Source organism: Enterobacter hormaechei subsp. hoffmannii (assembly GCF_001729745.1).
Classification (GTDB): Bacteria; Pseudomonadota; Gammaproteobacteria; order Enterobacterales; family Enterobacteriaceae; genus Enterobacter; species Enterobacter intestinihominis.
The window spans coordinates 1,131,496-1,145,277 of sequence record NZ_CP017186.1; the positions used below are offsets into that span (position 1 = coordinate 1,131,496).

Consider the following 13,782-nt stretch of genomic DNA (forward strand, 5'->3'; position numbering starts at 1 on the left):
CGTTAAGCTTGCTACCACCAGCATGAAGTGTTAAAACGTGCCCCTTCTAAAAAAGAGACAGGGGTAGGGCGTGAAAGACGCGTCATCCGCTTCAGGCCATGGTAGCGCTGAAGCTTCGTCGGATCAGAGTCCGACGCTGCAACGTGGTTTGCAAAATCGACATATTCAGTTAATTGCCCTTGGCGGCGCGATCGGTACCGGGCTGTTTCTCGGCATCGGCCCCGCCATTCAAATGGCTGGCCCGGCGGTTCTGCTGGGTTACGCTCTCGCAGGGATTATCGCCTTCCTGATCATGCGCCAGCTCGGCGAGATGGTTGTTGAAGAGCCGGTGTCCGGCTCCTTCGCGCATTTTGCCTATAAATACTGGGGTCCGTTCGCAGGCTTCCTCTCCGGCTGGAACTACTGGGTGATGTTCGTGCTGGTGGGTATGGCGGAGCTGACCGCCGCAGGCATCTATATGCAGTACTGGCTGCCGGATGTCCCGACGTGGATCTGGGCGGCGGCCTTCTTCATCATTATTAACGCCGTTAACCTTGTGAACGTGCGCCTGTATGGCGAGACCGAGTTCTGGTTTGCGCTGATCAAGGTGCTGGCGATTATCGGCATGATCGGCTTTGGCCTGTGGCTGCTGTTCTCCGGCCACGGCGGCGAGCGTGCATCGATCGACAACCTGTGGCAGCACGGCGGCTTCCTGGCGACTGGCTGGAAAGGGCTGATCCTCTCGCTGGCGGTCATTATGTTCTCCTTTGGCGGTCTGGAGCTGATAGGTATTACCGCTGCCGAAGCGCGCGATCCGCACAAAAGCATTCCGAAAGCGGTCAACCAGGTGGTGTACCGTATCCTGCTGTTCTATATCGGCTCGCTGGTGGTGCTGCTGGCGCTCTATCCGTGGGTGGAAGTAAAATCTGACAGCAGCCCGTTCGTGATGATCTTCCATGACCTGAACAGCAACGTGGTGGCTTCCGCGCTGAACTTCGTCATTCTGGTGGCGTCTTTGTCGGTGTACAACAGCGGGGTTTACTCCAACAGCCGCATGCTGTTTGGCCTCTCCGTACAGGGCAACGCGCCGAAGTTCCTCACCCGCGTCAGCCGTCGCGGCGTGCCGATCAATTCGCTGTTCCTTTCCGGCGCTATCACCTCGCTGGTGGTGCTGATCAACTATCTGCTGCCGAAAGAGGCGTTTGGCCTGCTGATGGCGCTGGTTGTCGCCACGCTGCTGCTGAACTGGATCATGATCTGCCTGGCGCACCTGCGCTTTCGCGCGGCGATGCGCCGCAAGGGGCGCGAGACGCAGTTCAAGGCGCTGCTCTATCCGGCGGGGAACTACATCTGTATCGCCTTCCTCGGCCTGATTCTGGTGCTGATGTGCACCATGGATGAGATGCGCCTGTCAGCGATGCTGCTGCCGGTGTGGGTGGTGTTCCTGTTTGTTGCCTTTAAACTCTCTCGAAGGTAAAAGCAAAACGGCAACCAGGTTGCCGTTTTTAGTGTTTGCACCCTCTCCCTGTGGGAGAGGGCCGGGGTGAGGGCACCAGACCGCACCACACTGCCCGCCTTCACGCCCGGCACCGCTGCGCTTACCGGATCTACATGTTCGGGGACGTTATTTAGTAGGCCGGGTAAGGCGAAGCCGCCACCCGGCACCTCCGCTTCACCATTATCGTGACCCCTCTCCCAATTCTGTTTCGATCCACAGGATCTTTGTTTTGTAATCGATTACTTTTCATTTGAACGAATTTGTAATCGATTACTTTTTCCGGGTGAGGCTTATCATGGTGTCAACTGAGAGTAGTGAAAAGGCGATAACGCAGCACCGGCTGCTGGTGCCGCGTCTGTCGCTGATGATGTTTCTGCAATTTTTTATCTGGGGTAGCTGGTCGGTCACGCTTGGCCTGGTGATGACCCGGCACAACATGTCACTGCTGATTGGCGACGCGTTCTCAGCCGGGCCCATCGCCTCCATTCTTTCGCCGTTCGTGCTCGGGATGCTGGTGGACCGCTTCTTCGCTTCACAGAAGGTGATGGCGGTGATGCACCTCGCGGGCGCGGCGATCCTCTGGTTCGTGCCGGGGGCGCTGATTGCTGAGAACGGCGCGCTGCTGATTGGCCTTCTGTTTGGCTACACGCTCTGCTACATGCCAACGCTGGCGCTCACCAACAACATCGCGTTCCACAGCCTGGCAAACGTGGATAAAACCTTCCCGGTGGTGCGCGTGTTTGGCACCATCGGCTGGATCGTGGCGGGCATTTTTATCGGCGTCACCGGCGTGGCGTCCAGCGTGACCATCTTCCAGGTGGCGGCGGTCAGCTCCGTGCTGCTGGCGCTCTATAGCCTGACGCTGCCGCACACGCCAGCACCGGCGAAAGGCCTGCCTGTGAAGGTGCGCGATCTCTTCTGCGCGGACGCCTTCGCGCTGCTCAAAACCCGCCACTTCTTCGTCTTCTCCGTCTGCGCAATGCTGATCTCCGTCCCGCTCGGCACCTATTACGCCTACACCGCCTCGTATCTGGCGGATGCCGGCATTGCCGACGTCAGCACCGCCATGTCCTTCGGGCAGATGTCTGAGATCGTCTTCATGCTGGTTATTCCGCTGCTGTTCCGCCGCCTGGGCGTGAAATATATGCTGCTGATCGGCATGCTGGCGTGGTTCGTACGTTATGCCATGTTCGCGCTGGGTGTCAGCGAGGAGGGGCGCATTCTGCTGTATCTGGGCATTCTGCTGCACGGCGTCTGCTACGATTTCTTCTTTGTCGTCGGCTTTATCTACACCGACCGCGTGGCGGGAGAAAAGGTCAAAGGCCAGGCGCAGAGCATGATCGTGATGTTCACCTACGGCATCGGCATGCTGCTCGGCTCGCAGATTTCAGGGGCGCTTTACAACCGCCTGGTGGCAGGGCAGACCGTGCCGCAGGCGTGGGTTACATTCTGGTGGATCCCGGCGGTGGCTGCCGCGGCGATCGCGCTGATTTTCCTTCTCACGTTTAAGTATGACGATGACAAGGCGTAATGTTCTGGAGGTGGTATGAGGACAATGAAAGGACCGGGCATTTTTCTGTCGCAGTTTATTGGCGGGGAAGCGCCCTTCAACACGCTCGACGGGCTGGCAGGATGGGCGGCGTCGAAGGGTTACAAAGCGGTGCAGATCCCCTGCAACCATCCGCATATCTTTGATGTGGAGAAAGCCGCAGAGAGTCAGGCCTACTGCGACGACATCACCGCTAAGCTGGCCGCGCACGGGCTGGTCATCAGCGAGCTGTCGACCCATCTGGAAGGGCAGCTTGTGGCGGTGAACCCGGTTTACAGCGAGGCGTTTGACCACTTCGCACCCGCATCCGTGCGCGATAACGATGCGGCGCGTCAGACGTGGGCAACGGAAAAACTGAAGCAGGCGGCGGTCGCCTCGGCCCGATTAGGCCTGAAAGCGCACGCTACCTTCTCCGGCTCGCTGGCCTGGCCGTTTTTCTATCCGTGGCCGCCGCACAACGAGCAGCGTTTTCAGGAGGCGTTCGAGGCGCTGGCAACCCGCTGGCGGCCGATACTGGATACCTTCGACGAGCAGGGCGTGGACGTCTGCTTTGAGCTGCATCCGGGGGAAGATCTGCACGACGGCGTAACCTTCGAGCGTTTTCTGGCGCTGGTGGATAACCATCCGCGCTGCAACATTCTCTACGACCCGAGCCACATGCTGCTTCAGCAGATGGATTACCTGACCTTTATTGATCTCTACCATGCGCGCATTAAAGCGTTCCATGTCAAGGATGCGGAGTTCCGCCCCAGCGGGCGCAGCGGCGTCTACGGCGGCTACCAGCCGTGGATCAACCGCGCCGGACGCTTTCGCTCGCTGGGCGACGGGCAGATTGACTTTAAGGGCATCTTCAGCAAGCTGACCCAGTACGACTACGACGGCTGGGCGGTGCTGGAGTGGGAGTGCTGTCTGAAGGATGGCGATACTGGCGCGAGTGAAGGCAGCGAATTTATCCGCCGCCACATTATTCCCGTTTCCGGACGGGCGTTTGATGATTTCGCCGCAGGGGGGAGCCATGATTAACGTCGGGATTATCGGCAGCGGGTTTATTGGCCCGGCACACATCGAGGCGCTCAGGCGTCTCGGGTTTGTGCAGGTGGTCGCGCTCTGCGACGGTTCGCTCGTTAAGGCGCAGGAAAAGGCGCGCCAGCTAAATGTGCCGCATGCTTACGCCAGCGTGGAAGAACTGCTCGCGCACTCCAATCTGCATGCGGTGCACAACTGCACGCCGAACCACCTGCACGCGGAGATTAACCGCCAGATCCTGCGCGCGGGCAAGCACGTGTTTTCCGAAAAGCCGCTGTGCATGACGCCGGACGAGGCGCGCGAGCTGGTGGCGCTGGCAGAGCAGGCGGGCGTGGTGCATGGCGTGAGCTTTGTCTATCGTCAGTTTGCGATGGTGCGCCAGGCGGCGAGCATGATGCGCGCGGGCACCCTCGGGCGGCTGTTCGCCTCGCACGGCAGCTATTTGCAGGACTGGATGCTGCTGGAAACCGACTACAACTGGCGGGTGGATGCCGCGCTCGGCGGCGCATCGCGGGCGGTGGCGGATATCGGCTCCCACTGGTGCGATACGGTGCAGTATGTCACCGGCAGGCGCATTACTGGGGTGATGGCTGATTTATCCATCGTCTGGCCGACGCGCAAGGCTAACGTGGCGGGCAGTCAGACGTTTACGCACGACGAACATGCTCACTATGAAGATAAACTGGTCACTACCGAAGACTTCGGCTCGGTGCTGTTGCGTTTTGACGACGGCAGCAAGGGCAGCTTTAGCGTCTCGCAGGTGAGCGCGGGGCGAAAAAACCGCCTGACCTTTGAAATTAACGGCAGCGAGCAGTCGGTGGCGTGGGATCAGGAAACCCCGCAGCAGCTGTGGATCGGCCATCGCACCCGGGCAAACCAGACGCTCAGCGACGATCCGGGTCTGATGAACCGTGATGTGGCCGACAGCGCCCATTTCCCCGGCGGACACATTGAAGGCTGGCCGGATGCTTTTAAAAATATGATGGCGCAATTTTACCGTGCCGTGCAGGCGGGAGCGATGCCGGATAATCCGCAGTTTGCCACCTTCCACGATGGCGCCAGTGTGATGTATATCCTTGATGCGATTGTGAAAAGCCATCAGCAGCAGCGCTGGGTGCGTGTGGAATACTGACGCATTGCCCGGTTCGCCGGGCAACCAATTTATGGTAGCCTGCACAAAACGCTAACCGCAGGATGTATCGTCGCTATGTCAATTCAGAAAATCGCTCAACTGGCCGGGGTATCCGTGGCAACGGTCTCTCGCGTACTGAATAACAGCGATACCGTGAAGGCGAAAAACCGCGAGCGCGTTTTGCAGGCGATCCAGGAGAGTAACTACCAGCCCAATCTGCTGGCGCGTCAGCTGCGCACCGCCCGCAGCTATATGATCCTGGTGATGGTCTCGAACATCGCCAACCCGTTCTGCGCCGAAGTGGTGAAGGGCATCGAAGCCGAGGCGGAAAAGAACGGCTACCGCATCCTGCTGTGCAACTCCGGCTCGGATATTGAGCGCTCCCGCTCGGGCTTAAGCCTGCTCTCCGGCAAAATCGTCGACGGCATTATCACCATGGATGCGTTCTCGAAGCTGCCGGAGCTGGCCGCGCTGATTGGCAACGCGCCGTGGGTGCAGTGCGCCGAATACGCCGATGCGGGCGCGGTCTCCTGCGTGGGGATTAATGATGTTGATGCCTCTCAGCATGTTGTCAGCCAGCTTGCCGACGGGGGCCGCAAACGCATTGCGCTCATCAACCACGACCTCAGCTACAAATATTCCCGTTTGCGCGAACGCGGCTATAAGAGCGTCATACACCTGCGGGATCTGGACTATCAGGCGGTGGAGTACGCCAGTGAGCTCAGCTCCAGTGCGGGCATGGCGGCGATGCAAAATCTGTTAAAGGCAAACCCGCCGGATGCGGTGTTTGCCGTTTCTGATACGCTGGCGGCGGGGGCGCTGCGCGCCATTCAGCAGGCAGGGCTGCGGGTGCCAGAAGATATCGCGGTGGTGGGTTTTGACGGCACCGAGCTGGCGGAGATGATTTCTCTCACCACCATTGAACAACCGTCGCGGGATATCGGGCGCAAGGCGGTCAATCTGCTGTTAAATAAGATCGACAACCCGGATGCGCCCACGGAAAGGGTCATGATGGACTGGCGCTTTATTTCCCGCGCCAGCACCTGATTATCTGGCGATGACGCCAGCCAGCGAGCGAATATCGTTTCCGGTTGGCGACTGGTGAATACGCAGGCCAAATTCATCCACCACCGCGAAAATATGATCGAAGATGTCGGCCTGAATATCTTCGTATTCTGCCCAAATCACCGTGTTGGTAAAGGCATATATTTCAATCGGCAGCCCGTTGGCATCGGGCGCGAGCTGGCGCACCATCAGCGTCATATCTTTACGAATACGCGGGTGGTTACGCAGATATTCATTCAGATAGGCACGGAAGGTGCCGATATTGGTCATCTTGCGCAGGTTTAATACCGATTCCCCTTCGCCGTTCTGCTGATTCCACAGGTTAATTTCCTCATGACGCGCGGCCAGATACGGCTTCAGCAGTTTCGCCTGAATCAGTTTCTGCTGCTCCTGCTCATCGAGGAAATGAATGCTGGTGGTATCGATATTCAGGCTACGCTTGATGCGGCGACCACCGGAGGCTGACATGCCGCTCCAGTTGATGAACGCGTCGGACACCAGCGCCCAGGTCGGGATGGTGGTGATGGTGTTATCGAAGTTGCGCACTTTAACGGTGGTCAGGCCGATGTCGGTCACCGTGCCGTTGGCCCCGTATTTCGGCATCTCCAGCCAGTCCCCGAGCTTCAGCATGTCGTTGGCGGAGAGCTGAATACCGGCCACTAAGCCCAGTATCGGGTCTTTAAAGACCAGCATCAGAACGGCAGCCATCGCACCCAGGCCGCTTATCAGAATGGCGGGTGACTGACCGATCAGAAGGGAGATAATTAATATTCCCACCAGAATGGCGCTCACCAGCTTGATGCCCTGGAATATCCCCTTCAGCGGCAGCTGTGATGCGGTGGCCATTTTCTGCGACAGATTAAAAATCACATCCAGCAGCGAGAAGAAGGAGAGCAGGGCATAGACCATCACCCACAATTTTGCGCAGGTGGTGAGCATTTCCGCCGCTTCGCTGCCTTTTTGCAGCCACAGAACCGCCTGAACGTTGACGATTATCCCCTGGAGGGTAAACGCCAGACGGTGAAATAACTTGTTCTGCGTAATGATCTGCAACCATAAATGGCTGCTGGCCTGCGCGCGTTTTTCGAAGGCGCGCAGCACCACTTTGTGCAGAATAAAATGAACGATAATGGCTGTAAGAAAAATAATACCAAAGATAATCACTAAAGAGGTGGTGTGATTAATTTCAATCCCTAACTCTTCAACCTGAGCAATTAATTCCTGCATAACGTCTCCTGTATTGATGCAGCCCCATAATGGCGGCTGCGGATCTATTATGCAAATTCAGGCAGTTTTATTTTGTCGCCGGACAGGCCTTGACGACCGGCAAACACAGACGATGGCGCATACGCAGCGTGGCCACTGCCAGCACTACCATCATGGCCGTTTCCACCATCAGGAAGACGTTGACTGCCTGGGTGTAATCTCCGTGATGATTTTGCAGCCCGTGCAGCAAAATCGCGCCGAAAATGGCCGGGCCAAGCCCCAGCGCAGCCTGTTGCAGCGTGCTTAAAATCGCGCTCGCGGCCCCCGCGTCGTCAGGCTGGATATCGCGCATCCCGATACGGTAGAAGCTGTTTACAATCAGCGCCTGCCCGTATCCCACCAGCCCGGTGGCCGGGGCCAACGTCAGCGCGGTATTCTGCATCCCCCAGTGACGGAACGTGGCGATCAGCGCCACCAGGCCAACAAGCTGAATCGCAAGCCCGGTCAGCAGGATGGCGCTGGTGCTGTAGCGGGCAATCAGGCGTGGGGCGAACCAGGCGGAAATAAAATAGGTGACGCCGAGCGCGATAAAGCTGTTCCCGGACTGCCACGGCGCCATCCCCAGACCGCTTTGCATGGTCAGCGCCATACAGAACATAAACCCGGACCAGACGCTGAAAAAGAGTATCCCGATCAGCACGCCAAAACGGATGCTGCGCAGCTGCAACAGGCGCGGCGCGATGAGCGGGTGGGCATCTTCTCGCTCTTTCTTACGCGCGTTTAACACCATCAAAAAGACCAGCGGCACAATCGCCAGCAGCGCGGCCTTCAGCGGCCACGACCAGTGCCACTGCGGGCCGAGCGCCATCGGGAACAGCAGACAGCACAGTATCGCCGTCAGCAGGACAGTACCGGTCCAGTCAATGCGCGACGGCGTGTCGCGGCGAGTTTCCGGCACGTAGCGACGGCTCAACGCCAGCACCACCAGACAAATCGGCACGTTGATAAAGAAGGCGTTACGCCAGCCAAGCCCGGCGATGTCCGCCGACACCAGCCAGCCGCCACCCATCTGGCCGACGATAAACGCAATACCGCCGATACCGCCGAACAGACTGATCGCTTTGGCGTGTGCCGTTCCTTTTAACGTCACGTGCAACGTCGCGAGAATTTGCGGCATGATCAGCGCGGCGCCCGCGCCCTGAATAATGCGCGCGGCAAGCAACTGTTCGATATTGCCCGCCATGCCGCACAGCAGCGAGGCCAGGCCAAAACTCGCCACGCCCCACATAAACAAGCGACGGCGGCCAAGGTTATCGCCCAGCTTGCTGCCGGGGGCCAGACAGACGGCAAAGGCCACGCCGTAGAGGGCGACGATCAGCTCCAGTTCGGTGGCGGTGGCGTGTAACGAATGGGTGATGGAATCCAGCGCCACGTTGGTGATCGAGGTATCAATCAGCGGCAGCATCTGGCCGGTTAACAGCAATATCAGGCCCGCACGACCCGGTGAAACAACTGACGTATTCATGGTGACTCCATTGCGTCAAACAGCGTAGAGTCGTAGCATCAACCATCTGATAAACGGGTACCAGTTCTTACTTATACTGGTACTGGCACTACCATGCAGGAGATGTTATGGCGCTGATGTCTGAACCTGTCACCTCTCTCCAGGATGACACCCGCAAGCAGCTGGGCGCGTTTTTGCGTGCCCGGCGCGAAAGCCTCGATCCGCAGCGGCTCGGCTTACCGCGCAGCGGCCGTCGCCGCACGCCGGGCCTGCGCCGGGAGGAGGTAGCGATGCTCGCGGATGTCGGTGTGACCTGGTACACCTGGCTGGAACAGGGCCGGGACGTCAATCCGTCCAGCGCGGTGATGGCCGCCATTGCAAAAGCGCTGCAATGCACCCCGACCGAAGCCCGGCATCTTTTTGTGCTTGCCGGTTTGCCGCCGGGCGAAGCCCCGCAGGCGGTGTGCTGTGAGGGGATCAGCGAAGGCACGCGTCGCCTGCTGGATACCCTGATGCCGAAGCCTGCCAGTATTCAGAAACCGAATTTCGATATCGTGGCGTGGAACGACAGCTTCGGATACCTGATGGGCGTCGATTTCAACGCTATCCCGCCGGAAGATCGCAACTGTATTTACCTGTTCCTCACCCATCCGGCGTGGCGCGCGCGGCTCGGCAAACGTGACGACGTGCTGCCGATTTTCGTCTCCTACTTCCGCGCGGCAATGGCTGAGCACCGTGGCGACCCGCTCTGGGAAGCGAAGCTGGCGCGTTTTTTTGCGGTGTCTGAGGAGTTCAAAACCCTGTGGCACCAGCGTAACGACGTGCGCGGCGTGGAGAACCAGCTCAAGCTGTTCACCCATCCCGAGCTGGGGGATTTTCATCTCCAGCAGATGTACTGGTACTCTGCGCCGCGAAACGGATCGCGGCTGCTGGTCTATTTACCGGTGGACGAGGCGGGTGAGAGGGCGATGGCATGGCTGGAGGCGCAGGGGAAATAATTTTTTGCGAGGGGCTTTCAGGGAATAAGAGCTGGCTCTGCTAAGCGGATGAGACAGGTATAAGGTGGCGTTTAACTTAAACCAACCGACTGAATCGACATCATTTCGATGAGGGATTAAGTCGACTATACTCACGCCATGAGAAACAACAAATGTCGCCACTGATGATTGATTCCGCAGACTTCAGCCAAAAACTCGGCCTTATCTCCCGAAACGTCGAACACACCGAAGCGTTCCTGGCACGAGGTACGGCGGATTTTCATCTGCCGGGGTTTCTGCTGCCTGTGGGATACCGGCTCCTGAAATCGCGTTATGGTGATGAATATCGTCTCGTGACCACCGATGACGGCAAACCTTATACGGCGTATGCCGTAAAGCTTAAATTTCATAAAGAAATTACCTTTCCCCACGGTGCCGCCACGCAGGTGATGGTGTGGCGTACTCCGCGTGCCGTTCATCAACGCGTGATAAGCGGGTTGCCACAACTCTTTTTTCAGTGGGTGCTAAGCGAATACGACATCGTTGTCTCTGACAGCGAACAAACGGGAGACGGGCAACGGTTCTGGCTGCGCATGATCGACTGGGCGTTTACCATGAACTATCGCATTAGTGTGGCGGACGGTACGGTGGGAGAAGAGTGGACGTTAACGCCCGTAAATTCCTACGCTGAGCTGGAAGAGCGCTGGATTGCTTTTGCCTGGGGAAACGATCGTGAGGTCCATCCGCATCGCAGGCTTGTCATCAGTAAAGCGTAACGGGCCGCATGCAGCGGCCCATTTTCATTAGCATTCAGTCACAATCGTGCTCAGCGGCAGGCGAGACTTCGGCAGCGTGGCATTGAAATCCTCAACGCTGTGATGCCCAACCGGCACCACCACCAGGCTGGTGAAGCCTTTCTCTTTCAGGCCGAACTCTTCGTCGAGGATTGCGGCATCGAAGCCTTCAATCGGCACTGCGTCCAGGCCCATCGCGGCCACGCCCAGCAGGAAGTTGCCGACGTTCAGGTAAACCTGCTTCGCCATCCACTGGTCGTCATCTTTCAGATCCACGCGGTGCATGTCGGCAAAATAGCACCGGCCTTTGTGGTTCGCGGCTTTTGCTTCTGGCGTGGCGAAACGGCCGTCAGCCTCTTCCTGATCGACGACGCGCTCAAGCCAGGCATCGTCCATCGCGGTTTTCGCACAGAACACCACCACGTGAGAGGCATCCAGCATTTTGTGTTCGTTAAACACATAGGTGCCCGCCGCGGATTTTGCCACGCGCGCTTTACCCTCTTCAGTGCTGGCAACAATAAAGTGCCACGGCTGGGAGTTGGTGCTGGACGGGCTGTATTGCAGCAGCGTTTTGATTTTTTCCGCTTCTTCAGCGGTCAGTTTTTTGGCTGGGTCGAACGCCTTGGTAGAGTGGCGTTTCAGGGCGACAGAAATAATATCCATAACAACTCCTGGTGATGAAATTCGCCCTCGGGCGGGCGTGAAAGGAAAGCAGATTACCGCGCGAAGCGGGAAATGATAAGTGCGATTCGAGCGCTTATTCTGTTCGTCTCAGACGAACAATCAGGCTGGCCGAATCCACTTCTGATCTTTTTTCGGCAGTTTATCAACGACCAGATTCCACGAATCCGTAATCAGGTCGGTGACCAGTTCAGGCGTGATGTCGTCCGTGCCATAAAGGGAGATCCAGTGTTTTTTATTCAGATGGTAGCCAGGCTCCACGCCACGGTAGATCTGCTGATTGAGCAGCGATTTTTCCGGATCGGATTTCAGGCTGACGTGGGCCCGACCGTGAGCGGTCGCCATCAGCATAAAAATTTTCCCGCCCACCTTAAACACGTCATACTCCGGGCCAAACGGCCAGCAATGTTCGGTAAAAGGCATCTCCAGCGCGACGCGTCTGGCATGTTCCTGCAAGGCTTTACTGTCCATGGCTCTCTTCCTCAGCAAGCCCGCGCCACATGGCTTCAAAGCCCAGCGCTTTAAAATCGACGGCACGGGACGGATCGCGCGCGGCAAACTCCATGGTGGTTTCAGCCAGCGATAAGAATATTGCATCACCGAAGGTCTTAAACTCGTCAGACATAAACACCGGGCGCACCGAGCGGTGACACAGTTCGTGTATTTCCGGGAACATGTCTTTCACCGCCTGCTCGGTTTCAATGTTCAGCTTTTCACTGACGCCAATCTGGCGGATAGCCGCATGCGCCAGGGGGTTACGAATGCCCCAGTCCACATAGCTATTCCAGATATTACGGGTATGCTCTTTTGGCTGGGTGATGGTGCGATCGAGGTTCGCCAGCATGGTCTGGCAAAGATCCTGCTTCAGATGCAGATAGAGGGCATTCAGCAGATCGTCTTTGGTAGCAAAGTAGCGAAACAGTGTCCCTTCAGCGACGCCCGCATTACGGGCAATTAACGCCGTTGAGGCGGCAATACCTGACTGCGCAAACGCAGCCGTTGCTGCTTCCAGTAAGGCCTGTTTTTTATCTTCACTCTTCGGACGTGCCACTAAATTTTTCCTCCCGTCAATTGTAAAAACCCTGATTGAAACACGTGCTTTGCCACGCTGCAACGCGGAATGTCAAAGATCGAAAACCTTCTTGACGGCGTAATCATCCTATCTATAATGAGTGCTTACTCACTCATAATCAAGTTCAACCCGCGCAAACTATCGGACAGGGCGCGTTGGCGGGTCAGGATAATGAAAAAGCCTCTATTCATCTGCGTGGTGTTAGTTATGATTATTGCTTCAGCTGCCAGTTTACCGTTTGTACTGAATGCCGGATTTGGCCAGCCACCGCAGGGTGCGCAGCTCTCTGAAGTGGAGGCCTCTCCGCACTATCGCGACGGGCAATTCCATAACACGCTCCCTACCCCGGGCTTTACCGGGCAACAAAATATGCTGGTGGCGTGGTGGCAGTTCCTTACCCGTAAAACCGAAAACGCCCGTCCTGCGCAGCCGCTGCCGCTGGTGAAAACCGATCTGGCGAGCCTGCCGCCTGAGCAGGACACGCTGGTGTGGCTCGGCCACTCCTCCTGGTATATGCAGCTGGCGGGGCAACGAATCCTGATCGATCCGGTTCTGAGTAACTACGCCGCACCGTTCTCCTTCCTCAATAAAGCCTTTGCGGGGGAGTACCCGTGGCGTGCGGAGAGCATGCCGGAGATCGACCTGCTGATTATCTCCCACGATCACTATGACCATCTGGATTACGCCACCATCAAGGCGCTGCTGCCGAAGGTTAAGCGCGTGGTCACCCCGCTGGGCGTGGGTTCGCATCTGCGCTACTGGGGGATGAACCCTGAGATTATCGACGAGCGGGACTGGAACCAGTCGGTACGTATCAGCGATGCGCTGAAGGTTCACGTGTTGCCGGCGCGCCATTTTTCCGGGCGCGGCATTAAGCGTAACCAGACCCTGTGGGGCAGCTTTATGTTTGTCTCTCCGGAGCAGAAGGTCTACTACAGCGGAGACTCCGGTTATGGCCCGCACTTCAAAGCGATTGGCGAGCAGTTTGGCGGAGTTGACTTAGCCATTATGGAAAACGGCCAGTACGACCAGGACTGGAAGTACATCCATATGCATCCGGCGGAAACGGCGCAGGCCTCGGCAGATCTCAATGCCAGAGCGGTCGTACCGGGACATAACGGGCGTTTTGTGCTGGCGAAACATACCTGGAACGATCCACTGATCCAGCTGGCGAAAGCCAGTAAGGATAAAAACTACCGGCTGCTGACACCGGAGCTGGGCGAGCCCGTGCGGGTGAGTGATACCACGCAACAATTTCGCGAGTGGTGGGAATAATGTTTAAGCGAGAAGCAGAGGGGG

13 protein-coding genes are annotated in these 13,782 nt (G+C 57.6%); 8 read left to right on the forward strand and 5 right to left on the reverse strand.

Going from position 1 to position 13,782, the window contains the following annotated elements; translation table 11 throughout:
* The first annotated feature begins 70 nt into the window (after positions 1–70).
* The 5 genes from pheP to BFV65_RS05290 all read left to right on the forward strand — a co-directional run bounded on the left by pheP (position 71) and on the right by BFV65_RS05290 (position 6,231).
* Positions 71–1,456 (forward strand): phenylalanine transporter, encoded by a 1,386-nt coding sequence (gene pheP / locus BFV65_RS05270; RefSeq protein ID WP_023305623.1) that lies wholly within the window; start codon positions 71–73, stop codon positions 1,454–1,456.
* Positions 1,457–1,772: 316 nt separating this feature from the next.
* The gene (locus tag BFV65_RS05275; protein WP_023299501.1) at positions 1,773–3,008 is read left to right on the forward strand and encodes an MFS transporter; all 1,236 of its coding nucleotides are present in this window, start codon (positions 1,773–1,775) and stop codon (positions 3,006–3,008) included.
* A 15-nt stretch (positions 3,009–3,023) separates the two neighbouring features.
* Entirely contained in the window at positions 3,024–4,049 is a 1,026-nt protein-coding gene (locus BFV65_RS05280; protein WP_069596318.1) for a sugar phosphate isomerase/epimerase family protein, read from the forward strand.
* A complete protein-coding gene (locus tag BFV65_RS05285) occupies positions 4,042–5,184 on the forward strand; it encodes a Gfo/Idh/MocA family protein (protein ID WP_069596319.1) in 1,143 nt (380 codons plus the stop codon). Before BFV65_RS05280 ends, BFV65_RS05285 begins: the two co-directional genes overlap by 8 nt.
* Positions 5,185–5,259: 75 nt before the next feature.
* Complete coding sequence (locus BFV65_RS05290; RefSeq protein WP_045621287.1) at positions 5,260–6,231, forward strand: LacI family DNA-binding transcriptional regulator; 972 nt, start codon at positions 5,260–5,262, stop codon at positions 6,229–6,231.
* Here BFV65_RS05290 and BFV65_RS05295 read toward each other — a convergent pair whose 3' ends face one another.
* Positions 6,232–7,476 carry a mechanosensitive ion channel family protein gene (locus BFV65_RS05295; RefSeq protein WP_022647326.1) on the reverse strand — a complete coding sequence of 415 codons (1,245 nt, stop codon included), beginning with the start codon at positions 7,474–7,476 and terminating at the stop codon, positions 6,232–6,234.
* Positions 7,477–7,543: 67 nt separating this feature from the next.
* Positions 7,544–8,980: an MFS transporter gene (locus BFV65_RS05300; protein ID WP_069596320.1), complete on the reverse strand. Its 1,437-nt coding sequence runs from the start codon at positions 8,978–8,980 to the stop codon at positions 7,544–7,546.
* 107 nt (positions 8,981–9,087) lie between these two features.
* Between BFV65_RS05300 and BFV65_RS05305 the strand changes: the two genes are divergently transcribed.
* Together BFV65_RS05305 and BFV65_RS05310 are read left to right on the forward strand one after the other, a co-directional pair.
* Entirely contained in the window at positions 9,088–9,957 is an 870-nt protein-coding gene (locus BFV65_RS05305; protein WP_023299507.1) for a helix-turn-helix transcriptional regulator, read from the forward strand.
* A 152-nt stretch (positions 9,958–10,109) separates the two neighbouring features.
* Complete coding sequence (locus BFV65_RS05310) at positions 10,110–10,712, forward strand: hypothetical protein (protein ID WP_023299508.1); 603 nt, start codon at positions 10,110–10,112, stop codon at positions 10,710–10,712.
* A gap of 27 nt (positions 10,713–10,739) precedes the next feature.
* Here the strand turns inward: BFV65_RS05310 and nfsB are convergent, their stop codons facing one another.
* From nfsB to BFV65_RS05325, 3 genes are all read right to left on the reverse strand, one after another.
* Complete coding sequence (gene nfsB, locus BFV65_RS05315; RefSeq protein ID WP_069596321.1) at positions 10,740–11,393, reverse strand: oxygen-insensitive NAD(P)H nitroreductase; 654 nt, start codon at positions 11,391–11,393, stop codon at positions 10,740–10,742.
* A 120-nt stretch (positions 11,394–11,513) separates the two neighbouring features.
* Positions 11,514–11,882, reverse strand: coding sequence for an MmcQ/YjbR family DNA-binding protein (locus BFV65_RS05320; RefSeq protein WP_022647330.1), 369 nt, complete (start codon positions 11,880–11,882; stop codon positions 11,514–11,516).
* Positions 11,872–12,462, reverse strand: a complete 591-nt coding sequence (locus BFV65_RS05325; RefSeq protein WP_023299509.1) for a TetR/AcrR family transcriptional regulator — start codon at positions 12,460–12,462, stop codon at positions 11,872–11,874. Before BFV65_RS05325 ends, BFV65_RS05320 begins: the two co-directional genes overlap by 11 nt.
* A gap of 192 nt (positions 12,463–12,654) precedes the next feature.
* Here BFV65_RS05325 and BFV65_RS05330 point away from each other — a divergent pair, with 192 nt between their 5' ends.
* Complete coding sequence (locus tag BFV65_RS05330) at positions 12,655–13,758, forward strand: RomA family MBL fold metallo-hydrolase (RefSeq protein WP_058677234.1); 1,104 nt, start codon at positions 12,655–12,657, stop codon at positions 13,756–13,758.
* The last annotated feature ends 24 nt before the right edge of the window (positions 13,759–13,782 follow it).

Coding starts and splice junctions, on each gene's coding strand:
- BFV65_RS05290 (WP_045621287.1), top strand. CDS start 5,260: ATGTCAATTCAGAAAATCGCTCAACTGGCCGGGGTATCCGTGGCAACG.
- BFV65_RS05295 (WP_022647326.1), bottom strand. CDS start 7,476: ATGCAGGAATTAATTGCTCAGGTTGAAGAGTTAGGGATTGAAATTAAT.
- BFV65_RS05275 (WP_023299501.1), top strand. CDS start 1,773: ATGGTGTCAACTGAGAGTAGTGAAAAGGCGATAACGCAGCACCGGCTG.
- BFV65_RS05320 (WP_022647330.1), bottom strand. CDS start 11,882: ATGGACAGTAAAGCCTTGCAGGAACATGCCAGACGCGTCGCGCTGGAG.
- BFV65_RS05310 (WP_023299508.1), top strand. CDS start 10,110: ATGTCGCCACTGATGATTGATTCCGCAGACTTCAGCCAAAAACTCGGC.
- BFV65_RS05300 (WP_069596320.1), bottom strand. CDS start 8,980: ATGAATACGTCAGTTGTTTCACCGGGTCGTGCGGGCCTGATATTGCTG.
- BFV65_RS05305 (WP_023299507.1), top strand. CDS start 9,088: ATGGCGCTGATGTCTGAACCTGTCACCTCTCTCCAGGATGACACCCGC.
- BFV65_RS05285 (WP_069596319.1), top strand. CDS start 4,042: ATGATTAACGTCGGGATTATCGGCAGCGGGTTTATTGGCCCGGCACAC.
- BFV65_RS05280 (WP_069596318.1), top strand. CDS start 3,024: ATGAGGACAATGAAAGGACCGGGCATTTTTCTGTCGCAGTTTATTGGC.
- nfsB (WP_069596321.1), bottom strand. CDS start 11,393: ATGGATATTATTTCTGTCGCCCTGAAACGCCACTCTACCAAGGCGTTC.
- BFV65_RS05330 (WP_058677234.1), top strand. CDS start 12,655: ATGAAAAAGCCTCTATTCATCTGCGTGGTGTTAGTTATGATTATTGCT.